This window comes from Pseudoxanthomonas sp. UTMC 1351, from assembly GCF_040948865.1.
Lineage (GTDB): Bacteria > Pseudomonadota > Gammaproteobacteria > Xanthomonadales > Xanthomonadaceae > Pseudoxanthomonas_A.
In genome coordinates this window covers 15,407-37,257 of record NZ_JAVGJT010000003.1, presented here as the reverse complement: position 1 = coordinate 37,257, position 21,851 = coordinate 15,407, and the positions used below count along the sequence as shown (strand labels likewise).

The window sequence follows — 21,851 nt, the reverse complement described above, 5'->3', positions numbered from 1 at the left end:
GGGATGACGACCCGGCGCGCGGCCGCTGTGCGGCCACGCGCCGGTTCGTCACTTAGCTTCGATAAAAACGTATTCGACACCGGCCGGCTCAACCGCGGCTTTTACGCGTTCGCCATCGGCGGCATCGCCGATGAACAGTACGCGCACGCCCTTCATGGTGCCCGGCTCCACGCCCTCGAATGAGGCCACGGCCATGTCCGCCATGCGGGAAGATGCTGGCGAGCCGAAAGCGATCAGGTTGCCACCGACGATGCCGCGGGCGATCGCGTTCTTGGCCTGTTCCGCCGAGCGCTCGTACTTGGCATCGAACTCCGGATCGGATTCCGGCGGCAGGTAGTACAGGAACGGGGTATTGGTGATGTTGCCCATGTTGCGGGTCACCACTTCCGACAGATAGGTGCGCCAGCCGGCGTCATCGTCCTTGCCTGGAACCACCAGAGCAGCCGGCTCTGCGTCGACTTTCGCCTCTTCCTGCTTCTTGCAGGCGGCGAACGGGACGACCAGGCACGCGATCAGCAAAATTCGAGTTGCGATGTTTTTCATGGGTTTTCCCCTCCTGTGAAATCGTTGTAAGAATGTCCTGCAAACTTCAATTCGCGCCCTGCCGCCACTGCGCTTGCAACGCGGCGGCAACCCCCGGCGGCACGAAGCCGGATACATCACCGCCCAGGCGCGCTATTTCGCGCACCAGCGAAGAAGAGATGAAGCCATACTGCTCGGCGGGTGTGAGAAACAACGTCTCCACCTCGGGTATCAGATGGCGGTTCATGCTGGCCAGCTGGAATTCGTATTCGAAGTCCGAAACCGCGCGTAGGCCGCGCAACAGAACGCCGCCGCCCACTTCCTTGACGAAATGCGCCAGCAGCCGGTCGAATCCGCGCACTTCAACATGGGAATGGTGGGCCAGTGCTTCGCGAGCCAGCTCCACGCGCTGGGCCAACGGCAGCGCAGGCCCTTTGCCCGGGCTTTCCGCCACGCCAACCACCACACGCTCGAACAACGGCGCTGCGCGGTCTATCAGGTCGATGTGGCCGTTCGTGATGGGATCGAATGTGCCGGGATAAACCGCAGTGCGGGTGCGTGCCACGCTCATCAAGTCTTAGCCGCCGATACGTCGTAGCGGAGTGTATCAGCGCTGTGCCCGTCGGGGGCACGATACAGGGCAAAACGCACCTCGCGGGTGCGACCTTCGCGGTGCAGCGCCCAGCTTGCGGGGGCCGGCGGCACAACGTCCGCGGGCGCCTCCACGTAGATCCACGCGCCATTCGCCAGCACGGGCAGGAGAGCAGTGAGTGCTTTTTCCCACAATCCCTCGGCAAAGGGCGGATCCAGGAAGGCGATGTCGAAGGTCCCCGCTGGCGCCGAGGCCAGCCAGGCCATTGCGTCCTGCGCGACCACTTGTACGTTTGGCTGTGCCGCCAGCCGCTCCACGGTTTCACGCAGGTTGCGCACCAGCGCCGGATCACGCTCCACCAGCACCGCCTGAGCCGCTCCGCGCGACATGGCTTCCAGCCCCAGCGCTCCGGTGCCAGCGAACAAATCCAGCACGCGCGCGCCCGGAAGCTTCGGCATCAGCCAGTTGAACAGGGTCTCGCGAACGCGGTCGCTGCTGGGGCGCAGGCCGGGGCTGTCGGGCACGCTCAGCTTGGTACCGCGCCAGCGGCCGCCGATGATGCGGATGTTGCCCGTTGCCGCGGGTTTGCGCGCGGGCTTCATCGGAGCTTGTGGGAAGCGGGTGATAACATGCCGCCTATTCTCCGCGATTGTCTGTGTCATGGTCAGCTGGTTCCGACGCAAGAAGCCTGACGCGCCCGCGACCCTGCCCGAAACGCAGACGCCAGCGCCGCAGGAAACCCCGATTTCCGACGCTCCGCCGCAGCCCTCCGCCGCGGCGGAATTGCCTGTGCCCGCGCCGCCAGCACCCACGCCACCCACCGCTGCCCCCGCCCCGGCGGGCAAGCCCGGCTGGCGCGAACGTCTGCGCGGCACCGGCTTTGCGCGCGGCCTGGGCAGCCTGTTCTCGCGCAATCCGAAGCTCGACGATGACCTGCTGGACGAAATCGAGACCGCGCTGCTGACCGCCGATGTCGGTGTGCCGGCCACCACCGCGCTGATCGAAAACCTGCGCAAGCGCATGAAGGCGCGCGAGTTTTCCGATGCCCGGGCGCTGTTGACCGCGCTGCGCGCCGAACTGATCGCCATGCTTGCGCCTGTCGCGAAACCGCTGATCATCGACCCCGGCGCCAGCCCTTTCGTGCTGCTGACGGTAGGCGTCAACGGGGTTGGCAAAACCACCACCATCGGCAAGCTGGCGCGTCGCTTCAAGGACGAAGGCCGTAGCCTGATGTTGGCGGCCGGCGACACCTTCCGCGCCGCCGCAGTGGCACAGTTGCAGGCCTGGGGCGAGCGCAACGGCGTACCCGTCGTCGCCCAGGGCCAGGACGCCGATCCCGCATCCGTGGCATTCGACGCATTGCAGGCCGCCAAGGCACGTGGGATCGAAGTACTGATCGCCGATACTGCCGGACGCCTGCACACCCAGACCGGCTTGATGAACGAACTGGGCAAGATCCGCCGCGTGCTGGGAAAACTGGATACCGCGGCGCCGCACGAGGTACTGATGGTGATCGACGGCACCACCGGCCAGAACGCCTTGTCGCAGCTGCGCCAGTTCCACGCGGCAGTCGGCGTTACAGGACTGGTGGTGACCAAGCTGGACGGCACGGCCAAGGGCGGCGTGGTGTTTGCACTGGCACGCGAGTTCGGCATTCCGATCCGTTTCGCGGGTATCGGCGAGCGCCCGGAAGACCTGCGCGTGTTCGATGCCGAAGCCTTTGTCGACGCGCTGCTACCGGAGACGCTGGGCAGCTGATGCCCGGGGCAGCCATCGCCATCGCGGCTCACGGCTCCTGGCTTGCAAGCAGGCCAGGGCTCGGGAGCGGCTGAGTGGCGAAGAAGAAACCATCTTCCGTAGAGACCCTTTCGCCGTCCGATGACGCGAACAGAGGAAGCACCCGACGCCGGCGCTGGAAGATCGCGCTGCTGACTCTCTTCGCTCTTTCGCTGCTCGCGGCGTTGATAGCCCGTTGGCTACTGAGACCGGAATACCTCGCTCCCGCCATTCTGGATTTGGCCGGTGACACGCTAGGGCTTGAGATCACCGCCACCGGCGTCGGCGAATATCGCTTGCGCGGTACACCGCAGCTCATCGTACGTAACGTCACCGCTCGGGAAAAAGGTTCGAACAAGCCGGTGCTGACCGCCGAGCGCATCCTGATCTCCGTACCCTGGTCCACTTTGCGCGCCCGCGGCCGCGACTTGACCGCAACGCGTTTGGAACTGGATGCGCCGGTGTTTGATATCGCCGCTTTCCAGGCGTGGCAAGCCAAGCGACCACCTGGCGAAACCCGCATACCCACCGTAACCAACGGCTTGCGCATCGTGCGCGGCCGCGTGATCGGTACGGATTGGACGATAGAAGCCTTGGACGGCGAGATACCTTCGCTCTCCGCCGACAAACCTTTGCGCGCGCAACTGCAAGGACGCTATCAGGCTGCCACGCTGCGCGCGCCTTTCGATATTGCGCTCACCTTGAACAAACTGGGACAGGCAAGCGGCATAGGCGTGGTGGGTGAAATAGCACCGGAAACCGCCGAGTGGCGGTTGCCCACGCGCATCCATCTGTCCGGCCAGCTGCACACGCAGGACGCGCTGCGTATTGACCCACTGCGCGTAGGTGCCAGCGCACGCTACATCGCCGGCGATCAATCGCACCCGTTCGCACTGGGCATTGCTGGACCACTGGCATTCGAATCCAGCGCGGTGATCTTGCGACCGGCTGCGTTGGCGTTGCGTGGCGAAGGTGCGATTCCCACGCTGGATGCGGTCGGTGGTTTTTCGCTGGCCGAGGATTTGCAGTTGGCACTGAGTGGTCAACTGCGCGAATGGCCACAAGCCTGGCCTGCGTTGCCGCCGCCATTGGGCCAATCGCAAGCACCGCTACCCTTCGCACTCGGCTACGTGGGTAAGGTTGATCTGTCCGCCATTGCCACGCTGCAGCTGGAGCGCGATGACACCCGCTTCGACGGCCGTTTCCGCTTGTTTGATGTGCTGGCATGGACTGACGCATTCGACAATTCGGTTCCGTTGCCGCCGCTAAGCGGCCGGCTCACTACACCACACCTGGAAGTTTCCGGAGCAGTGCTGCGCGGTGTGGAAGTAGAAATGGAAGACCCGACGATTCCTACAGAGGCCGCAATCCAATGAGTTCCGCGCAGCAAGATGCTTTTTCCGCACGGCTGCTGGGCTGGTTCGATACTTCCGGCCGTCATGACCTGCCGTGGCAGCATCCGCGTGCGCCTTACCGCGTCTGGCTGTCGGAAATCATGCTGCAGCAGACGCAGGTGAAAACGGTCATTCCTTATTTCGAACGTTTCGTCGCTGCCTTCCCCGATGTGCCTGCGCTGGCTGCGGCATCACTGGATGACGTACTGGCGCAATGGTCGGGGCTTGGCTACTACGCCCGCGCACGCAACCTGCATGCCGCGGCGCGGATCTGCGTGGAGCAGCATGGCGGCGACCTTCCGCGCGATTTCGATAAGCTGGTCGCTCTGCCCGGCATTGGCCGGAGCACCGCAGGCGCGATCCTTTCGCAGGCATGGGGCGATCGATTTTCCATTCTGGACGGCAACGTCAAGCGCGTGCTGGCCCGCTATCACGGCATCAGCGGCTGGCCCGGCCTGCCTGCGGTGGAAAAGCAGATGTGGACGTTGGCGGAGCAGCATCTTCCCGCTACGCGGATGGCTGATTACACACAGGCACAGATGGATTTCGGCGCTACCCTTTGCACGCGCCATGATCCCGCATGCATGTTGTGCGTGCTGCAAGATGATTGCGTTGCGTTGCGTGAGGGACGAGTGGAAGAGCTACCGACCTCGAAACCCGGCAAACCGCTGCCCGAGCGCATAGCGGTAATCCTGTTGGCTGAGAACGAGCAAGGACAGATACTGCTGCAACGGCGACCACCCGTCGGCATCTGGGCATCGCTGTGGTCGTTGCCGGAAGCGGCGGACCACGAGATCGCGCGCGATTGGTTCCAACGACATCTGCATGGTGACTACGACCATGGCGAAGCGCTGCCGGAACTGCCGCACGTGTTTTCCCATTACAAGTTGCGCATGCACCCGCTGCGCTGGCAGGCGCTCGCCGCCCGCGATGTCGTGCGCGACAATGACGACCTGCGCTGGGTCGACCGTGCCGGCCTGAAATCGTTGGGCCTGCCCGCGCCTATCCGCAAACTCCTGGAAAATTGAAACCATGCCGCGAACTGTCTTCTGCGAATACGAAAAGCGCGAAACCGAAGGTCTCGATTTCGTGCCCTATCCCGGTCCGCTGGGCCAACGGGTGTATGCGCACATCGGCAAGCCGGCGTGGGCCGCCTGGCTGGCGCATCAGACCATGCTGATCAACGAGAACCGCCTGTCTCCGCGCGACGCCAAGCACCGGGCGTTTTTGGAAGCGGAGATGGAAAAGTTCCTGTTCGGCGGCGGTGCCGACAAACCGGCCGGCTACGTGGCGGAGGAATAGGACGTTTACGCGCGCTTGCTTCTGTAGGAGCGCCCTCAAACCCGTAGGAGCGCCGTCCCGGCGCGAGCTCTTCCTGTCAGGTCGCGGGAAAAGCTAAAAGCTCTTCAACAGCGAAGCTGGTCAAAGCTCGCGGCGGGACGCCGCTCCTACCACCGTCCCGGTGGAATAGGACGTTTACGCATGATTGCCTCCGTACCGGTTCTACCATCTGTAGGAGCGCCGTCCCGGCGCGAGCTCTTCCTGCCAGGTCGCGGGAAAAGCTAAAAGCTCTTCAACAGCGAAGCTGGTCAAAGCTCGCGGCGGGACGCCGCTCCTACCACCGTCCCGGAGCTCCTACAGGTGGAAGGGTCGATCAATAGCTCATTGCTTCCCAGCTTCGCGCTCCACCAAGGCAGCTTCGCGCATTTCCTTCTGGGTAGCTTTCAACGCTTTGACGTCCAACGGGCGGATGCTCAGGATGCGGCAAGGAAAGCGGTTGCCGCTAACTCCGCCACCGCCGCGGACAATCACGTCGTCAAAGCGGGAATAGACGCGTCCCATGGTGTTGGTGACGCCAATGGCGATCGCGTACTCCAAATCCTGGCAGGGACCGCTAAGTTCCAGCAAATAGGCCTGATTGGGACGGGTCCAAACGGTCAGCGCGCTGTCGCTCAGCGGCGTCCATCCGTTCAGCGTGCCGAAGTAGTGAAAGCTTGGGACCGGTTCACCCGCATGCGAGCGATACAGCTCCAGTCGTTCGGCTTCGGCTTGATTGGGCAGGCTGGAGCAGGCGGACAGGGCACCGGCACCCATTACCGTCATCAGGCACAGCATCATCAGGCGTTTCATGGCATCGATTCCAATCTTCTTGCGGGATTTCTCGTCCAAGGAATGATGCACCCGCCCAAGCGAGCCAAGCAGACCAGGCATTTCCCGCGTTCAGCGCCCATGCGGCTTGCCAGCCAGCCGCGCAATACGTATCATGCCGCCCTCTCGCACGGCTAATGGCCGCACCGCGTAGACCTTGGCCGGGTAGCTCAGTTGGTAGAGCAAGGGATTGAAAATCCCTGTGTCGGGGGTTCGATTCCCTCCCCGGCCACCATGCTTACAAGCATGGAAGCTATTGATACACAAAGAGCCCGCGCATCTCGCGGGCTCTTTCGTTCTGTACACAAGTGGCTGGAATGCCGAGCTGCATAAAATCAAGAACAATATTTTGGCTGGAAACGCAGTTGCACGAAGCAGCTTCGCTGGGGCGCACTAGCGCTAGCTTGTGAGTCGGGCCCCCGAGGCATAGCATCAAAGGCGCATCAAGGGGATGGGGGCCCCGTAGGGCGCCCTGTGACTATGTCGCGTAATCGGACCTCAGGGTCCGTACTGAGTGGTTGGGGACCTCATCAAATGTCTGACGAACTGATACATCTCAATCGAGTTCACGCTGATGGACATTCTAAGTACGTCTACTTCCTTCTAGCCGCAACAGGAGCTGCGCTCGGCTACGCACTTCAGAAATTAGACGGCTCCACTCCTGATTGGGTGGTGTGGCTCGGACTCGGCGCAATTTCAAGTTGGCTTCTCAGCTTTCTCCTTGGCTGCAAGCACGTTATGAGCATCCAATCTGCAATAGAAACCAACTTCCAGCTGCTCCAGTTCACCGATGGGTCGCATCCGCAGCAGCCGTCGTCGCCGGAAGAACTCGCTATTGCATGGGCCGCTGGAAATGAGGCACTGACAAGCCAAAACAAGAGGGCGAAGGCCTTCTTCGACTGGCAGTTTAGGCTGCTTTCTCTCGGCGTGCTGCTGTTCACTGCATGGCGCGTACTTATTCTGTTTGGAGCAGCGGGCCCTGCGCATTGACCATTCAGGCGATCCGGCGCCGTATTGCGGCTCGAACTGGTTCAGCCATTAGGCGCGCCTAGCATGTTTCATACAGATCCGTACGTGATTGTTGTTGTGCAGAGTGCGCTTGTGCTGTTCACAGTCGTCGCCTTGTTACGCGATGCCTACATACGAATTTTGGAGAGAGCCTCGGAAGTGACTGCCGTGATCACACGAGGCGAAAAATCGATGACACCGCTTTACGCAGTCTACGGAGCTGCCCTAGCGTCCTGTCTTGTACTAGTCGACAAGGCATCTGGCATTGATGGAAATAAGGTCATTTGCATTGTCATCGATTTCTTGTGCCTCACTTATCTTTTCTTTCTCAGTACATGGTTCCGGAATTCGGTGTTCTATCCTTTGATGGTACGCGCCCGCAAGGATTGAGTGCTCCCCAACAAATCCGTTTGTTTCGAGCCGCATGGAAGCCCCGTCCACATGCTTTTTCGCCCCTCAAATATGCAGTCACCAATCAACGATGGTTCTTAACTCAGGCGATGGGATCAGCGCAGCTCAGAAAATTCCTACCCCACGTCGCGCAGTCTCTGACTGCGTGAACGTGTGATGCACTCGTTTGTGCACACGACTGCATGGCAGCTCAGTTGGCCGCTGCACCCATGCTAGATGGCTCCGACAACGCCAGATTTCAGATGGAAGGGGATCGCCAATGAACTGCCATGCTTTGCTTTGCTTTGAGGCACTTGATCCGACCGGCGCGACGATTTTCGGCTCTGCCGAGTACTTTGCGGCGCTCGCCTTAATCATCATTGCTTGGACGATAGGCGACCGGCGCTATCGTTTCCACATTCAGACAGCACGATTGCCAGTCAGACACCTCGCCTTCCATACGGTGGCTGCCGTCGGCGTCCTCACGTTGGCAACAGATATATGGCGTGCGTCTGGATGGCCCGTCCCAGCAGGAAATCTCATCACCCCAGTTGCATGGCAGGGACTGTTAGGAGCGTTGTTCTTGGCAGTGATCCTGCTATGGATCGTGACCGCATTTCTTTATCCTCCGAGATTCAACGAAAGAAATTCTAGGCATTTTATCAGCGTCACCTATCGGGCGACGATCCTGGGAGATCAGTCTGAGCTTGCGCATGTCGCTGATGCCATCGAGCAGTCGGCTAGGAATATCATCTCCATCGCCAGCAGATATCATGAAGCGGCGCCCGACAGTGATCGGGAACGCTTGAGTTGTGGTGTGGGAATGCTTCAGGTGATGACGGACCCAGGGTTTTGTCACGCCGCAGTGAAGGCGGCACCCGGCACGCTTCACAATCTCTTTGAAGCATTGCACACCCATACCAAGGCCGCACCTAGCATGGCGCCACTTGCACGCAACGTGTTAGCGGCCGCTGTCAAGGAAAAAAAGTCATTTCTGCATCGTGAGACTTCTGACTGGCGATCAGGACTAGCGGCGCATACTCAACCGCTCAGCCGATGCATCTTTGGCAATATTGATACGCTTGACCGCCTCCAGCACACCTTCTCGATCCCCAACGCCGTGGATTGGGATGCTGACGAGTGGGAAGCGTACTTGCGTGCGAGCGGCCACGCGTTTTCCAGCTATGTGAGCCGGACACGTCCAACTCACTCGCGCACAATCGCCGACATCTTCTTCACCTTGGAATCTGCTACCCGACGGCTTCAACGACTGAACGGAACAAGCGACCTCTTACTGGAGTCCGATGATGTTAGATGCGCCAAAGGATTGTTGACATTCATCCGAGAAGTTTCCCTTGAATTAGCTAAGGGGCCCGTAAGCGTGTCTCAATGGGGTGAGTTGAATGAGTACGAAAACCCCATACAGAGACTCGCCGACCTAGCTTGCAAACTTCTGTTCGATGCATCTGGTGTAAAGGCACCTAACGATACCAGCTGGTGGATTCAGCACAACACTGTTTGGACTGTGATCTTCGACAGGCACACAGGCGACGCCGAGCCGGTGATGGCAGAAGTAAGGGAAAGAGTAGCTCGAATGCTTTGGAGCAAGATCTCGGAACTTGACTACTTCCCCAATTATGTCGGGGCCAGGCTGCTCGGCCTATGTCTAAACATCGGTTGGGTACGTGGCCGCGGGAAGGGAAAGGGACGGTTCGGATCACGACCAGAGCGGGCGATACTGCGACTCGCTTCGGCATGGACGGTTCGGCGATTTGATTGGCTCTACAGATACCACGGTAGTCTTGCCGTATCCGGCTTCTCCGAAGCAGTGACTTACGATCCCGGGACATACAAACTTCGAAGAGCATGGGAGCCTATAGCAACTCGTCCACAGCTAACATTCACAGAGCTGGCTGTTACCAAAGCACCAGAAGGACCCGCCGAAGATCACCTACTTACCCGCGACAAATGGCCAGAGGAAACAACCTCGCGCAAGCGGCGGGTGCCATCGTCGTGGTCTCCCTGACTGGTCAGATCACACTGGGCGGGCGGCCACCGGTGAGTGGTCCGCTAAACCCCTTATCGCACTGGACAATGCACGAGCGGATTACTGTGTAGCGCTCCGTCATTTCACAGCCCAACCCGCTGGCGGCGCCTTCTAGCTAAGCAGTCGCCAGCGGAGTGTTAGGTCCCGCTCAATAATCCGCTCGCCGTCTTTGCCGACGAACCAACTTCCACGTTAGCGGTACGGGCTAACCAGCCATGTGCGGCTTGTCAGTTGGGCAGGCTAGCTCACGGACTAGACCCGACAACACTGTTGTGCGCGTCAGCGACGTGACGCCGCGAAGAAACCGGCGCAAGCGCCCGAGCTACCACTTGGCCGACACTACGACCTTGGCGCCGCCCATGCTTCACGGCATGCGGAAAATGGATTCCGGCGTATAGGCGGGACAACCCATTTTCTTGTGCGGCCTGCGAGAAGCCTTGGTACTGGCGGGTCACGCCCGGCAATGTCGCGCTGGTCATGGCGTAGCGTTCCTTATCGCCGAAGAGGTCGATCAGCACTTCAGCGGCGGCCCAGCCCAAGACTGTGTGCGTGGACGGGTAATCGGGGACGGGGGGCGTTGTCATGAACGGCTGCCAGGTGGCATCGGCTACCGTGCGCGGGTTGCCATCGGAGTCCGCGGCGTGGATCGCGGTCACGGGCCGCCAGAAGCGATGCTTGTACTTTGCGTTGAAGCCCGCGATGAAGCCGTCGGCCATGGCGAAATTAACCAGGGTGAAAGCACGCGCCGCTTCCCAGGAATCGAGACCACGCTGCCGCACGACGGCGTTGGCGATTCGGTTCCAGCCCAACGGAGAATCCTCGTACCAGAACTTTGCGATTTCCGACTGTTCGGGTGTTCTTGTCTTGCTGGCGGCGTGTCCGATTTTTTTGACGTAAGCCAGATCGTGGGCGTATTGCGCACTGGTGAGCGTGAGCGGCCCCTGGGTGCTGTGATCGCGAAGATCGATGACGAAAGGCTGCATGCGACCCCAGCTGGGCTGGGCCGAGAAATCGAACGGCGCGGTGAACTGGTACTCCCCAGGGCCGGACCCCGGCACATATACAGGCTGCGCGGCAGTGTCGGCCCCGTCGCCGTGACGGCGGCGCATGGTCGCCCACGCGGCTGCGCGGCCGAGGTCTACGCCGGCATTCCTGGCCGCGCTGTCGGGTACGGCCGCGATCGCTTGGTCGTACGCGGTCTGGACGAGCGCGGCCTGGTCGGGCAGCAGGCTCACCAGGACTTCGCGTGCCGCTGTTGCCACGGCGGCGTCGGCAGAAGCCGTTGGCGCTGCGGTTAAGCCCGGGGTGTAGGGCGTGTAGCGGCGGTCGATCGCATTGAGCGCGTCGTGGATCGACGCATGAAGGATCGCCAGGGTGCGAGATTGCGCCATGGGATTCGTTCCCTGGCTGGGCGCGAAGGCTTGGTCCGCAATGGTGTTCCAGTGCACGACGGCATTTTGGCGGGAATCCGGAGCCACATCCGCCGCGTCGCTGGCCATGGCGGGTGGCACGGCCAGGGCGGCGAGGATCAGGGCGGCGAGGCTCAAGACGCGGCCGAAAGCGCCTCTTGAGATAATGGAGGTATTCATCAGTTAATCGTCCTTCGTCAATACGGGCTGGGTGGAACAGCTGCCCATGGTCGCGACGCGACCCGGTTCACAGCAGTGCTGAAATCACCCGATACCGGTCCGTTCGTGCCAGCCTGTAGAATCCCGCCATGCCAGGGTCCTCCGCGCTCCCCGCATCACCAGCACGCCCCGGGCGCCATATCGCCTTGCTGGCGTTGCCGGACGCTGTGGTCTCGACGCTGGCGGGCATTTACGACGTGATGAATGCTCCTGTCCTATTGAATGCGCAGAACCTCCCGCCGTTCAACATCGAGATCGTCGGCGAATCGGTCGGCCCCATCGAGCTGGCCAGCGGTGTCCCGATCCAAGTGCAGCGCTCGATCGATACCCTGGACGCTACCGACATCGTGATTGTGCCGTCGGTGCTGTTGCGCGAATCAGGTTGGGAGAAAGATCGCTATCCGCGGCTCGTGGATTGGTTGCAGCGCATGCACGCAGGTGGCGCAGTGCTGTGCTCGGCGTGTTCGGGCATCTTTTTGTTGGCTGAAACGGGGTTGTTCGATGGCAAGGACGCGACGGTGCACTTCGGCTATGCGCAAGAGTTCGCGGCCATCTATCCGGCGGTGACCGTCCACCCGGAGCGTGTGCTGGTGATTTCAGGCCAGCACGAAGAGCTGGTCACCTCCGGGGCGTCGATGACCTGGCACGACATGGCGCTCTATCTCATCGCGCGCTACGTGGGAGCTACTGATGCGCACGAGGTGGCGCGCATGTTTGCGCTGCAGTGGCACCAGGACGGTCTCACGCCCTACATCACCTTCAAGGGCAAGAGCGATCATGGCGACGCCGAGATCCAGAGTGCGCAACACTGGTTGAGCACGCATTTCTCGATGGCCAATCCGGTGGAGGAGATGATCAAGCGTTCGAAGCTTGCCGAACGCACGTTCAAACGGCGCTTCACCACGGCAACCGGGCTCGCACCGATTGCCTATGTGCAACGCTTGCGCATCGAAGACGCCAAGCGCCGGTTGGAGCGCACCGATGCGTCGGCGGATGAAATCAGCTGGCGCGTCGGTTACGAAGACCCTGCCTTCTTCCGGCGCTTGTTCAAGCGCACAACCGGCCTTGCGCCAGGTGCCTACCGCAAGCGATTTCAAATACCGGAGTTCGCGCGTTCATAGCGCCATATAGCAAAAGCATCGAGATCGTTGAATTCCCTGCCGCGATGACCGGCCACGTGCGCGAGCATTTGCAAGCCGTGCTCTCCGGGACACCCACATCGTTTAAACGAGCCAATCATCATGGTCCGAGTAGTTCTAGCCGTATGTATCTACGCCAGCAGCTTTGTCGCTATGTTGACGAGCGGGTGCCTGATCTCGCACATCCTTACTGCCTACCCCAACGATCATTTCCGCACTTTTGGCGTGGTCACCCCGGCAGTGAGCGAGACCCACGCGCAATGGCTTCCCTATGCGCCTGTCGGACTTGGTGTAGCGGCATTGCTGTCTCTCGTGGTGGCTATCTACTACTGGCGAAGCGGAAAACCTCGCGACATAAAAACCTTTGCGGTCGTGACCGTTGCGGCCCTCAACTACTTTCTGTCGTTGTTTTGCATCACGACGTTGGTCGTCGCTTATTTCCTGCTGCCTCCGATTGCCAACGTGACTTCATAAGCCGTCCCTGCCAGACCGTTAGAGGAAGCGCACCGAGCCCATCATGCCACCGACAGTGGAGTGCATTGCTGCCGCACCACCAACGCAGTTGACCTCGGATCCAGTAGTGGCCTGCACATTCCAGACAGCCATGCCAGAAGTAGGGCCGCCCGCTGGCATACGCGCGTAGGCATCGCATCGTTGAGAATGCCGGCTACACCTGCCGCAATGGACTCGCCATGTCAGAAGTATCCGTTCTCCGACTTTATCTGCTGAGGGCGATGTATCTTCTTATTGCCGTGGGCATGGGCCTGACGATATGGCCCCTGATCATTTCCCCACCTGATATGGCGGCGGATTCAGGGACAGTGGTCCGGGCGTTTCTGGGCGCGCTGACCCTGCTTTGTGCATGGGGAATACGCTACCCGTTACGGATGCTTCCATTGTTGATCTTTGAACTGCTGTGGAAGGTAATCTGGGTCGTGGCTTTTGGCGTGCCTCTGTGGCTTTCGGACGGCCTGGATGCTTCCGGGCAGGAAACATTGTTCGCCACCATGATGGGCGTGGTTCTCGTGCCGCTGGTTCTGCCTTGGGGATACATGTACAGAAACTACTTCAAAGCGCCGGGCGAAGCTTGGACGAAGGCCAAACCTTGACGGCTGTCCGCTGCGTTCGCTAGCCGACCTGATCCTGTTCGGCCCGTTGGCTTCGGGAGGGCGTAAATGAGCTGTCTATACGACGGCTTTCAATCGATGGTGGGTCCGGCAAACCGGGCGGAATTTCTTTCATCTCAACGTCGTCATTCCGCACTGAAACCGACTCGCTGACAGAGAGCGATGCCGACCGAGTGAGCGCCCCCTCTCGAACAACAATGAAGCCGCGTGTGCGCGGTGAAGACCCCACGGGAGCGCCCATTGCATTCCACAGTTCTTTGGTGGAGACCCAGACCGATGGGTATTTGTAAGCGGCCACGTCCAAGATGAGAAACCGATCTGCCCCAGCGTGATAAGCGGCCAGTGGAGAAATGTGGCCCATCTCGACTTGGCCCAGCTCGGCGCGCTGATAATTCACCAACAAGAAGTCTCCGTCCGTCATCAAGTTTCTTTGCGCGACCGAGCGAAAACTGTCGATGTCGGTATCGGACGCGTAAACGACCGAGGCGTCCGCGCCGTGAGCGCGCAGCAGATCACCGAGTTGCCTCAACGACATGCCAGTCAAGCTGACACGCAAAGGATCTTTCACCTGCCTGGCAGTCACGTTGAAGAAAGTGGATTGATCAAGGGGCGGTCCCGGACTTCTTAATGCGTTCAGCGCTATGACGGAAGTGGCTACGCCGCAGTACGCCGGCCGTGATTGCGCCACGAAACTCGCCATTAGCTCTTGGTAGTCGGCCACAAACTCACTTTCCGCGAGAAACTTTTTCCCAACGGAAGACTCAAGAGCAATCAGGTTATCCGGAAGCGGCAGAAGATCGACTGATGGGGACCGGAAGAATCTGTTCCAGACCAGCAGACTAGCCAGAATAAAAAGACCCAACATTGCGACACCAGCAATCGATAGGACGCGCTTCTTCGTGACCACGCTCCCACGCTGACGAGTATCTGACCCAGGAGTGAACTCCGTGGTTAAAGCCGCACCAGCACGTCCGCGATTCATCTTATCTCTCCCACCCAGATGGAAAGATTTCGTACTACAACGCCACCCGTCCGAATCTATCGCATCTCAACATGGCACTTAACGGGTGTTCTCTGCGTGATAACAACCTCCGATGGCTGGTGCCCACGTCACATCTACTTGACATCTGCTTCACAGAGTCGCTCGCAGGCTTCGCCCGCTCACAACACCATAGGCACTGATGCCCGCCAAGTCTGGCTGCGTTCACCACAGGGTGAGATTTTCTCGGAATAGGCATTCGGAACCGGCTCCTACACCACGCCGTGAGCAACGGTCAGGTGATGTACGTCAATGGCGGCGATTTGTATCTGGGACGGCCGGGGATGGCCCCAGTCTTGATCTCGCCTTTCGCCTTTCGCGGACGGTACTCAAAGCCTATGGCTGCAAGGCAACTGGCATGTTTACTTTGGAGGCGCTTTGTACGGGCAGGTGTTGCAGCGGCCCTAAGTCACCGGCTTCACGGATCAGTACCAAACCTGCGGCGCAAACGCCAATCCCAGTAACAGCAGGGCAATCCCAATCGTTGCCAGAACCAACATCGCGCGGACAAGCAACTTCTTCATCGTAGCTCTCCTAGCAGGACTTACCGGCAGCTTTGGTTGGCGGCCGGTAGAAACTCATTACTTGCCTGTTAGCTTCGCGTTGCTTGGTTACAGAATGTTTCCAAACGTCGATCTTTTGTGATTATTTTTGATCGCACGATCGGACAACAAACTCTTATTTCAAGTCTATGTTCTGTTTTTGCATGTCTGCGTCACGCGCACTGCGCAGCACTGGCGGTACGCTTTGCGACATGAAACCTCGTTCCGATCTCGACACAATGCTGGATATCCTGGAACGGGATCTACCAGGCATGCAGGAGCAGTTTCCAGAGTCCGATTTCTGGCGTGGATTCTCGGAACGCGCCAACGGGATACGTGATGCGGCGGGCCCACATGACCTGGTTCACGTCGACGGCCGAATTCAGCAAATGCTGGCCAGTGCTGGCCTAACGGAGAAACCACGAGAGTGAATGGCTTGGACCCCATGCCGAGCACGCGAAAGAACAAAGGCGCACGGCTACGCTCATGCGGATGGCCATGCGCAATCTTCTGATCAGAAGAGCAGAAACACTCTAATTTTCAATGCACCAGTATTGCAGCGGGACGCCGCTCGTTGCACGTAGCCGCTTTGAAATCTTCCACCGGCGATCTACGTTCGCTTGGAGGTTTGGTACGCGTGGTCAGCTGCTGCTTCACCCATTTTGCGGCCCATGCCATGCCTTGCTGGCGATTGCCCACCACGACGGTGCGGGGACCTTCTTCATCCAGGGGTTGCGTAATGGAAACCATCCAGCCCTCACGCAATGGCCCTATAACGGCAATTTCCTTTCCGCGGTATTCGAGCGAAACGGCCTTGACCATTCCAAACGGCGACAGATCTCGCCAATTGAATTCCGTGGGAAGCTTGGGAAGGGAGTAACCCATAATCGATATCTCCAACAACAAACGACATTTCATCAGAACCAGGCGCTTTGCCAGGGCATTCGTCTTGGCAAAAATGGCCGGCACCACAGTAGCGATGGCCTGCCAAGGCCAGCGAGCGGAAAACATTTTTGGGGGCGTCCGGATTGCTACTGAAGGCCGAACCGCGGTGAAATTTTCGAGGGAATAATACCCAGGCGTCGATCAACAAAATGTTAGATCGGGAAACTCATCACGGCGTCACATGGCGATCATATGGATTAACAGGGGGCATACTAAACGCACCACAAATTGCCTATGTGGCTGAAAATATTCGGAAACAAATCTCTGTTAAAGGGCGACTTCAAACTGAACAAGCCGGCCACCAGTGCGATCAGCATTGCAAAATAGTCTGGGCCACGTATTTGGGCGCTTTCCCATAGCAAATTTCTAACGCGGAAATTTCACACGTCAGCGCTTCGGGAGATTCGAATAGATCATGTCGAAAGATAGATTTCCGACTTTCAGCACCCGGGCGAGGGCGCAACCATCCTGCAAATGTAAATACCTGTAGAGCTATGCACCTAGGCCTCTTTCGCTGCTTCCCTGCCCTGCTGGCGAATGATGGCTTCTTGTCGTGCATCTTCTATCGCATCGCGCACGCTTTCCACATTGACGCGTGATGTGTCGTGCACGAACTTACCGGTCAGATCGGTATCGGGCAGCAGCTTGCCTGCTTCGTACAGGGCCCACATTTCTTCGCCGTACCAGGTGTCCAGCAGATCAGGTGCGAAACGGCCCAGGCGTGCAGTCAATGCATTGACATCGCGCAACAGCAATCGCCGGCTGGCGTTGTTGCCTGCTGCACTGACCACTTGCGGGAAATCGATCACCACCGGACCATCTTCAGCCACCAGCACGTTGTATTCCGATAGATCGCCGTGAATCAAACCCACGCATAGCATCTTCACCACTTCGCGCACCAGGATGCGATGGAACTCGCGCGCACGCTCCGCCGACAGCTCCACTTCGCTCAGGCGCGGTGCGGAATGACCGGCAGCGTCGGCGACCAGCTCCATGACCAGCACCCCGTGGAAATAGCCGAACGGCTCCGGCACGCGCATGCCGGCATCGTGTAGTTGGTACAAGGCGTCTACTTCCGCATTCTTCCAGGCGACCTCCTGCTGCTTGCGGCCGTAGCGCGTGGCTTTGCCCATCGCGCGCGCCTCACGGCTGCCGCGCACTTTGCGACCTTCCTGGTAGAGCGTGCGCTGCTGGAAACTGCGCTTCGCCAAATCTTTGTACACCTTGGCGCAGCGGACCTCGCCGCCGCTGTGCACCACGAATACCGACGCTTCCTTGCCGCTTTTCAGCGGACGAAGAACTTTGTCGATCACGCCATCGTCTATCAGGGCTTGCAATCCTTCGGGCGTCTTCATGGGTTCCTGGTAATGGGCAGATGGGCCGGAAAGGGGAAATCCGGGCAGTCACGCGCACTATCTTTACACTAGACGCCCAATCGCACCGAATTTTCTTCATGTCCGAGCCCATCCGTTTAGCCAAACGCGTCGCAGAACTGACCGGCTGCTCGCGCTCGGAGGCCGAGCAGTACATCGAAGGAGGCTGGGTCACCGTGGACGGCGAAACCGTGGAACTGCCGCAACGGCTGGTCACCACCGAACGGGTGGAGATCGATCCGGACGCCCAGCTGGCCGCGACAGAGCCTGCCACCCTACTGCTGCACAAGCCCGCCGGCGTTGCTCTGGACGACGCCGTGCAGCTGGTCACGCCGGCGACGCATACGCCGGAGGATGCCTCGGGCATCCGGCCATTGAAGCGACACATGCTGCGCTTGACGCCGCTGATGCCCATGGACCCCGAGGCGAGCGGCCTGCTGGTGCTGAGCCAAGACGGCCGTATCTGGCGCCGGCTGACCGAGGACTATGCGCAGATCGAACAGGAGTTCGTGGTGGAGATCCGCGGCGACACCGGGCCGTACACGCTGGGCCGGATCAGCCACGGCGGCGTCTATGAGGGCCGGGGACTGGCACCCTGCAAGGTCAGTTGGCAGAACGAGGTACGTCTGCGCTTCGCCATCAAGAATGTGCAGCCCGGCGAGCTTCGTTATCGCTGCCAAGAGGCCGGCCTGGAGGTCGTGGCGATGAAGCGCCTACGCGTCGGCCGCGTATCGCTGGGCAAAATGCCCGTTGGTGAGTGGCGCTATCTGCCGGTGGAAGCGCGTTTCTGATTATCGCTTGCCGTAGCAGCGATGCCGTCGTGAAGCCCTTAGCAAAAGAGCAGCCGGGCAAACTCGGCTCTACAAAAGCGCGGATGAATTCCGTGTGGGAGCGACGTGAGTCGCGACGCTGGAGTTTCCGGTCGCGACTCACGTCGCTCCCACACGGAGGCTAAGCCGCCACTGCCGTCATGACGGATTGACTCTCGGCCTTACAAGAGCGGACCGCCGGTCCGGCCGACGGTCCGATTCAAACTTGCGACTATCAGAACAACGTATACAGCGCGGTCAAAATCGCGATCACGCCCACGGCACCGATGTTGAAACCACCGGAGGTCTTGTAGTTCACGTCATCAGTACGGATGAAGTCCTTGCCCTCCGCTTGGGTGTGGCCAGCGACACCACCACCTGCCCTTGTAGAGCGGAGCTTGCTCCGCTGCTCTTGGCTTGTAGATTCGAGCGTGTGGATTCCAGCGCATCCGGCCGAAAAGCAGCGGAGCAAGCTCCGCTCTACGAGAAGCCGCTCGGCTGTGCGTTTACCAGAACAACGTATACAGCGCGGTCAAAATCGCGATCACGCCCACGGCACCGATGTTGAAACCACCGGACGTCTTGTAGTTCACGTCGTCAGTGCGGATGAAGTCCTTGCCCACAGCCTTGGGTGTGGCCAACGACACCACAACCTACCCTTGTAGAGCGGAGCTTGCTCCGCTGCTCTTGGCTTGTAGATTCGAGGATTGGATTCCAGCGCACCCGGCCCGAAGAGCAGCCGAGCAAGCTCCGCTCTACGAGAAGCCGCTCGGCTGTGCGTTTACCAGAACAACGTATACAGCGCGGTCAAAATCGCGATCACGCCCACGGCACCGATGTTGAAACCACCGGAGGTCTTGTAGTTCACGTCATCGGTGCGGATGAAGTCCTTGCCCTCCGCCTTGGGTGTGGCCAGCGACACCACCACCGCCAATGCCAACGCCAGAAGGAACACCAAGCCAACACGGTCGATGAAGGGCAGCGACGGCCAGGCCAGCTTCAGCACGACCGACAGCACGAACGAACCGATGGCCGCAGCCAACGCGCCGGCCTCATTGGCGCGCTTCCAGAACAGGCCCAGCATGAAGATCACCACGATGCCCGGGGTGAAGAAGCCGGTGTATTCCTGGATGTATTGGAACGCTTGATCGAAGCTGCCCAGCAGCGGCTTGGCAGTCAATATGCCCAGCACCACCGCAACCGTGGCGGCGATGCGGCCCACTTTGACCAGCTTCGCCTGGGTGGCTTGCTGCCCCTTCCGTTTGGCATAGAAATCAAGGGTGAAGATGGTGGCCACGGAATTGATCTTCGAGGCCAGCGACGCCACGATGGCCGCCACCAACGCAGCAAACACCAGACCCAGGATGCCGGTTGGCAACAGCCGCATCATCGTCGGATACGCCTCATCCGGCTTGCCCAACGTCGGCGCCAGCATCACCGCGGCAATGCCCGGCAGCACCACGATCACCGGCATCAGCAGCTTGAGGAATGCAGCGAACAGCACGCCCTTTTGCGCTTCCTTGATGTCTTTGGCGGCCAAAGCGCGCTGGATGATGTACTGATTGAAGCCCCAGTAGCTGACATTCATGATCCACATGCCGCCGATCAGCACGCTGATGCCCGGCAGATCCTTGTAGAACGGATTGTCCTTGCTGAGGATCATCTCGAAATGTTCGGGATGCGTACTCCACAGCTTCTGGAAACCAGCCACGATGCCTGCACCTTCGCCGATCTGGTTCAGGGTAAGCGCGGAAACCAACAGGCCGCCCAATACCAACAAAGACACCTGCACGATATCGGTCAGCGCCACCGCCTTCAGGCCGCCATACAACTGGTACACCAGCGCAAAGCTGCCCAGCAGCACCAGCGCCAGCATCTGGTCCATGCCGGTGACCTGGCTGACCGCGATGGAGCCCAGCCACATGATCGAAGTCAGGTTGACGAACACGTACAGGCCCAGCCAGAACACCGCCATCAACGTGCGGATGTTGCCGCCGTAACGCTGCTCCAGGAACTGCGGCATGGTGTAGATGCCATTGCGCAGGAACACCGGCAGGAAGAACTTGCCGACGATCAACAAGGTGAGCGCCGCCATCCATTCGTAGGAAGCGATGGCCAAGCCGATGGCGTACCCGGACCCGGACATGCCGATGATCTGTTCGGCGGAAATATTGGCGGCGATCAGCGAAGCGCCGATGGCCCACCAAGGCAGCGACTTGCTGGCCAGGAAGTAATCCTGGGCGTCCTTCTGATGCCCCGCCTTCTCGCGCGACACCCATTGCGCCAACACGAAAATGCCCGCCATGTAGACGAGCACGATCGCTATATCCAACGTCGCTAACCTCACAAGCCTCTCCCTCGTATCGCTATGGTTGTTTTTCGAAACCGCGCTGCCGGGCAGGCGTTGCGAATGTCGTCATGGCTGCCGCTTGTTCCACGTACCCGCGACACCAGATCGTGCTGATACTTGTCGCTCGGCACATGGGCGGCGGTAACCTTTCGCAAAAACGGTGGCGCTGTCAAGGAATTGTGATTGGTATTACAGGAATGAGGCGGCCATGGCTGGTTTGTTTCCGCCAAAGACTTAGATCGTGGTCCGGCCGGCTGCTGCAGGTGCCTGAAAATCCAAGTGCTTAAAGGGCTGCACCCCCGTAGGCAACCGTCTCGACAACCACATCGCAGGCTGCGATGCATGCTGCAGCACACCATTCGGAGGCGCGGATCAATCAGGCTGAGATTGGCGCCGCAATGGGGCAATACCAGCCGCCATACGCCGTAGTATCCTTCGCTACCCTTTCAAACGGAGCGACGGCATGCGTAGGCGTTGGTCATATGTAGCGATCCTGCTGGTAATGGCGCTGTTGAGCGCGTGCGGTGATGGCAGGGTCAGGAGGGTTTCGGAGCCCGCCGCCAGCATCCAGCAGCTCACCGTCCACGTAGATGGCCGCTGGACCCTGGATGTGCGCCTTCAGAACTACAGCAGCATTCCGATGCGGTTCGACAGCCTCAATGTGGCGATGACCGTCGCCGACCAGAACGCCGGCACATTGCAAGGCGCACCGCGGTTGTCCGTGGGGCCCGAATCGGCCGACGTGGTCAGTCTGCCCTTCACTCCCACTTCCGAAGCCCGCATCGTCGTCGCCGATGCCTTGGCAGGCAGGCGAACGCTGGCATACACGCTGAAAGGCCAGATCGATGCGCTGCCTGAAGAAGGCAAGATCCGCAACTTTGACGTCGATACCCGCAATACGCTCAGTCCGGTTCCCGGGCTGGACGGCGTGCTGCGCTGACACCCTTTTCCTGTAGGAGCGCCGTCTCGGCGCGAGCTCTTGCTTCTATCGCGATCTGACAGGAAGAGCTCGCGCCGAGACG

Annotated in this window: 21 protein-coding genes and 1 tRNA gene; 12 read left to right on the top strand and 10 right to left on the bottom strand. The window is 59.9% G+C overall.

Annotated features, from left to right (window positions below; translation table 11 throughout):
- Positions 1 to 48: 48 nt before the first annotated feature.
- The 3 genes from AB6O04_RS01905 to rsmD are packed head-to-tail and all read right to left on the bottom strand — an operon-like array spanning position 49 to position 1,716.
- Positions 49 to 543: a hypothetical protein gene (locus tag AB6O04_RS01905; protein ID WP_368561942.1), complete on the bottom strand. Its 495-nt coding sequence runs from the start codon at positions 541 to 543 to the stop codon at positions 49 to 51.
- Between the two features lie 46 nt (positions 544 to 589).
- Positions 590 to 1,093 (bottom strand): pantetheine-phosphate adenylyltransferase, encoded by a 504-nt coding sequence (gene coaD / locus AB6O04_RS01900; protein WP_368561941.1) that lies wholly within the window; start codon positions 1,091 to 1,093, stop codon positions 590 to 592.
- Positions 1,093 to 1,716, bottom strand: a complete 624-nt coding sequence (rsmD, locus tag AB6O04_RS01895) for a 16S rRNA (guanine(966)-N(2))-methyltransferase RsmD (RefSeq protein WP_368561940.1) — start codon at positions 1,714 to 1,716, stop codon at positions 1,093 to 1,095. The genes coaD and rsmD overlap by 1 nt, the downstream gene beginning before the upstream one ends.
- Positions 1,717 to 1,774: 58 nt before the next feature.
- Between rsmD and ftsY the strand changes: the two genes are divergently transcribed.
- The 4 genes from ftsY to AB6O04_RS01875 all read left to right on the top strand — a co-directional run bounded on the left by ftsY (position 1,775) and on the right by AB6O04_RS01875 (position 5,586).
- Positions 1,775 to 2,872 (top strand): signal recognition particle-docking protein FtsY, encoded by a 1,098-nt coding sequence (gene ftsY, locus AB6O04_RS01890; protein ID WP_368561938.1) that lies wholly within the window; start codon positions 1,775 to 1,777, stop codon positions 2,870 to 2,872.
- A gap of 74 nt (positions 2,873 to 2,946) precedes the next feature.
- Entirely contained in the window at positions 2,947 to 4,266 is a 1,320-nt protein-coding gene (locus AB6O04_RS01885; RefSeq protein ID WP_368561937.1) for a hypothetical protein, read from the top strand.
- Positions 4,263 to 5,312, top strand: a complete 1,050-nt coding sequence (mutY, locus tag AB6O04_RS01880) for an A/G-specific adenine glycosylase (RefSeq protein WP_368561936.1) — start codon at positions 4,263 to 4,265, stop codon at positions 5,310 to 5,312. Before AB6O04_RS01885 ends, mutY begins: the two co-directional genes overlap by 4 nt.
- A gap of 4 nt (positions 5,313 to 5,316) precedes the next feature.
- Positions 5,317 to 5,586 carry an oxidative damage protection protein gene (locus AB6O04_RS01875; protein WP_368561935.1) on the top strand — a complete coding sequence of 90 codons (270 nt, stop codon included), beginning with the start codon at positions 5,317 to 5,319 and terminating at the stop codon, positions 5,584 to 5,586.
- Between the two features lie 360 nt (positions 5,587 to 5,946).
- On the opposite strand, the gene AB6O04_RS01870 is transcribed toward AB6O04_RS01875, so the two are convergent.
- On the bottom strand, positions 5,947 to 6,414 hold the full coding sequence (locus AB6O04_RS01870; protein WP_368561934.1) for a DUF6491 family protein: 468 nt from the start codon (positions 6,412 to 6,414) through the stop codon (positions 5,947 to 5,949).
- Between the two features lie 177 nt (positions 6,415 to 6,591).
- On the opposite strand from AB6O04_RS01870, the gene AB6O04_RS01865 reads away from it, so the two are divergent.
- The 3 genes from AB6O04_RS01865 to AB6O04_RS01855 all read left to right on the top strand — a co-directional run bounded on the left by AB6O04_RS01865 (position 6,592) and on the right by AB6O04_RS01855 (position 9,856).
- A tRNA-Phe gene (locus AB6O04_RS01865) sits at positions 6,592 to 6,667 on the top strand.
- A 299-nt stretch (positions 6,668 to 6,966) separates the two neighbouring features.
- Positions 6,967 to 7,422 carry a hypothetical protein gene (locus AB6O04_RS01860; protein ID WP_368561933.1) on the top strand — a complete coding sequence of 152 codons (456 nt, stop codon included), beginning with the start codon at positions 6,967 to 6,969 and terminating at the stop codon, positions 7,420 to 7,422.
- Positions 7,423 to 8,110: 688 nt separating this feature from the next.
- On the top strand, positions 8,111 to 9,856 hold the full coding sequence (locus tag AB6O04_RS01855) for a hypothetical protein (protein WP_368561932.1): 1,746 nt from the start codon (positions 8,111 to 8,113) through the stop codon (positions 9,854 to 9,856).
- A 266-nt stretch (positions 9,857 to 10,122) separates the two neighbouring features.
- On the opposite strand, the gene AB6O04_RS01850 is transcribed toward AB6O04_RS01855, so the two are convergent.
- Positions 10,123 to 11,466, bottom strand: a complete 1,344-nt coding sequence (locus AB6O04_RS01850) for a vanadium-dependent haloperoxidase (RefSeq protein ID WP_368561931.1) — start codon at positions 11,464 to 11,466, stop codon at positions 10,123 to 10,125.
- 128 nt (positions 11,467 to 11,594) lie between these two features.
- Here AB6O04_RS01850 and AB6O04_RS01845 point away from each other — a divergent pair, with 128 nt between their 5' ends.
- The 3 genes from AB6O04_RS01845 (at position 11,595) to AB6O04_RS01835 (ending at position 13,753) form a co-directional block, all read left to right on the top strand.
- The gene (locus tag AB6O04_RS01845) at positions 11,595 to 12,626 is read left to right on the top strand and encodes a GlxA family transcriptional regulator (protein WP_368561930.1); all 1,032 of its coding nucleotides are present in this window, start codon (positions 11,595 to 11,597) and stop codon (positions 12,624 to 12,626) included.
- Between the two features lie 120 nt (positions 12,627 to 12,746).
- On the top strand, positions 12,747 to 13,118 hold the full coding sequence (locus AB6O04_RS01840; RefSeq protein WP_368561929.1) for a hypothetical protein: 372 nt from the start codon (positions 12,747 to 12,749) through the stop codon (positions 13,116 to 13,118).
- Between the two features lie 218 nt (positions 13,119 to 13,336).
- Positions 13,337 to 13,753, top strand: a complete 417-nt coding sequence (locus AB6O04_RS01835; protein WP_368561927.1) for a hypothetical protein — start codon at positions 13,337 to 13,339, stop codon at positions 13,751 to 13,753.
- Positions 13,754 to 13,772: 19 nt separating this feature from the next.
- Here the strand turns inward: AB6O04_RS01835 and AB6O04_RS01830 are convergent, their stop codons facing one another.
- The 3 genes from AB6O04_RS01830 to AB6O04_RS01820 form a co-directional block, all read right to left on the bottom strand.
- Positions 13,773 to 14,753, bottom strand: coding sequence for a phytochelatin synthase family protein (locus AB6O04_RS01830; protein WP_368561926.1), 981 nt, complete (start codon positions 14,751 to 14,753; stop codon positions 13,773 to 13,775).
- Between the two features lie 1,139 nt (positions 14,754 to 15,892).
- Entirely contained in the window at positions 15,893 to 16,363 is a 471-nt protein-coding gene (locus tag AB6O04_RS01825; protein ID WP_368561925.1) for a hypothetical protein, read from the bottom strand.
- Positions 16,364 to 16,797: 434 nt separating this feature from the next.
- Positions 16,798 to 17,652, bottom strand: coding sequence for a PA4780 family RIO1-like protein kinase (locus AB6O04_RS01820; protein ID WP_368561924.1), 855 nt, complete (start codon positions 17,650 to 17,652; stop codon positions 16,798 to 16,800).
- Positions 17,653 to 17,750: 98 nt separating this feature from the next.
- Between AB6O04_RS01820 and AB6O04_RS01815 the strand changes: the two genes are divergently transcribed.
- Positions 17,751 to 18,461: an rRNA pseudouridine synthase gene (locus AB6O04_RS01815; protein WP_368561923.1), complete on the top strand. Its 711-nt coding sequence runs from the start codon at positions 17,751 to 17,753 to the stop codon at positions 18,459 to 18,461.
- A 524-nt stretch (positions 18,462 to 18,985) separates the two neighbouring features.
- Here AB6O04_RS01815 and AB6O04_RS01810 read toward each other — a convergent pair.
- Positions 18,986 to 19,126 (bottom strand): hypothetical protein, encoded by a 141-nt coding sequence (locus AB6O04_RS01810; protein WP_368561922.1) that lies wholly within the window; start codon positions 19,124 to 19,126, stop codon positions 18,986 to 18,988.
- Positions 19,127 to 19,260: 134 nt separating this feature from the next.
- Positions 19,261 to 20,826, bottom strand: a complete 1,566-nt coding sequence (locus tag AB6O04_RS01805) for a sodium/sugar symporter (RefSeq protein WP_368561921.1) — start codon at positions 20,824 to 20,826, stop codon at positions 19,261 to 19,263.
- A gap of 466 nt (positions 20,827 to 21,292) precedes the next feature.
- On the opposite strand from AB6O04_RS01805, the gene AB6O04_RS01800 reads away from it, so the two are divergent.
- Complete coding sequence (locus AB6O04_RS01800) at positions 21,293 to 21,769, top strand: LEA type 2 family protein (RefSeq protein ID WP_368561920.1); 477 nt, start codon at positions 21,293 to 21,295, stop codon at positions 21,767 to 21,769.
- The last annotated feature ends 82 nt before the right edge of the window (positions 21,770 to 21,851 follow it).

Bases quoted from the DNA above. Each gene is read 5' to 3' on its own strand.
- AB6O04_RS01825 (WP_368561925.1), bottom strand. From the start codon at position 16,363: ATGTTTTCCGCTCGCTGGCCTTGGCAGGCCATCGCTACTGTGGTGCCG.
- mutY (WP_368561936.1), top strand. From the start codon at position 4,263: ATGAGTTCCGCGCAGCAAGATGCTTTTTCCGCACGGCTGCTGGGCTGG.
- AB6O04_RS01875 (WP_368561935.1), top strand. From the start codon at position 5,317: ATGCCGCGAACTGTCTTCTGCGAATACGAAAAGCGCGAAACCGAAGGT.
- AB6O04_RS01845 (WP_368561930.1), top strand. From the start codon at position 11,595: ATGCCAGGGTCCTCCGCGCTCCCCGCATCACCAGCACGCCCCGGGCGC.
- AB6O04_RS01800 (WP_368561920.1), top strand. From the start codon at position 21,293: ATGCGTAGGCGTTGGTCATATGTAGCGATCCTGCTGGTAATGGCGCTG.
- ftsY (WP_368561938.1), top strand. From the start codon at position 1,775: ATGGTCAGCTGGTTCCGACGCAAGAAGCCTGACGCGCCCGCGACCCTG.
- AB6O04_RS01830 (WP_368561926.1), bottom strand. From the start codon at position 14,753: ATGAATCGCGGACGTGCTGGTGCGGCTTTAACCACGGAGTTCACTCCT.
- AB6O04_RS01905 (WP_368561942.1), bottom strand. From the start codon at position 543: ATGAAAAACATCGCAACTCGAATTTTGCTGATCGCGTGCCTGGTCGTC.
- AB6O04_RS01815 (WP_368561923.1), top strand. From the start codon at position 17,751: ATGTCCGAGCCCATCCGTTTAGCCAAACGCGTCGCAGAACTGACCGGC.
- AB6O04_RS01820 (WP_368561924.1), bottom strand. From the start codon at position 17,652: ATGAAGACGCCCGAAGGATTGCAAGCCCTGATAGACGATGGCGTGATC.
- AB6O04_RS01855 (WP_368561932.1), top strand. From the start codon at position 8,111: ATGAACTGCCATGCTTTGCTTTGCTTTGAGGCACTTGATCCGACCGGC.
- AB6O04_RS01850 (WP_368561931.1), bottom strand. From the start codon at position 11,466: ATGAATACCTCCATTATCTCAAGAGGCGCTTTCGGCCGCGTCTTGAGC.
- rsmD (WP_368561940.1), bottom strand. From the start codon at position 1,716: ATGAAGCCCGCGCGCAAACCCGCGGCAACGGGCAACATCCGCATCATC.
- AB6O04_RS01840 (WP_368561929.1), top strand. From the start codon at position 12,747: ATGGTCCGAGTAGTTCTAGCCGTATGTATCTACGCCAGCAGCTTTGTC.
- AB6O04_RS01860 (WP_368561933.1), top strand. From the start codon at position 6,967: ATGTCTGACGAACTGATACATCTCAATCGAGTTCACGCTGATGGACAT.
- coaD (WP_368561941.1), bottom strand. From the start codon at position 1,093: ATGAGCGTGGCACGCACCCGCACTGCGGTTTATCCCGGCACATTCGAT.
- AB6O04_RS01870 (WP_368561934.1), bottom strand. From the start codon at position 6,414: ATGAAACGCCTGATGATGCTGTGCCTGATGACGGTAATGGGTGCCGGT.
- AB6O04_RS01835 (WP_368561927.1), top strand. From the start codon at position 13,337: ATGTCAGAAGTATCCGTTCTCCGACTTTATCTGCTGAGGGCGATGTAT.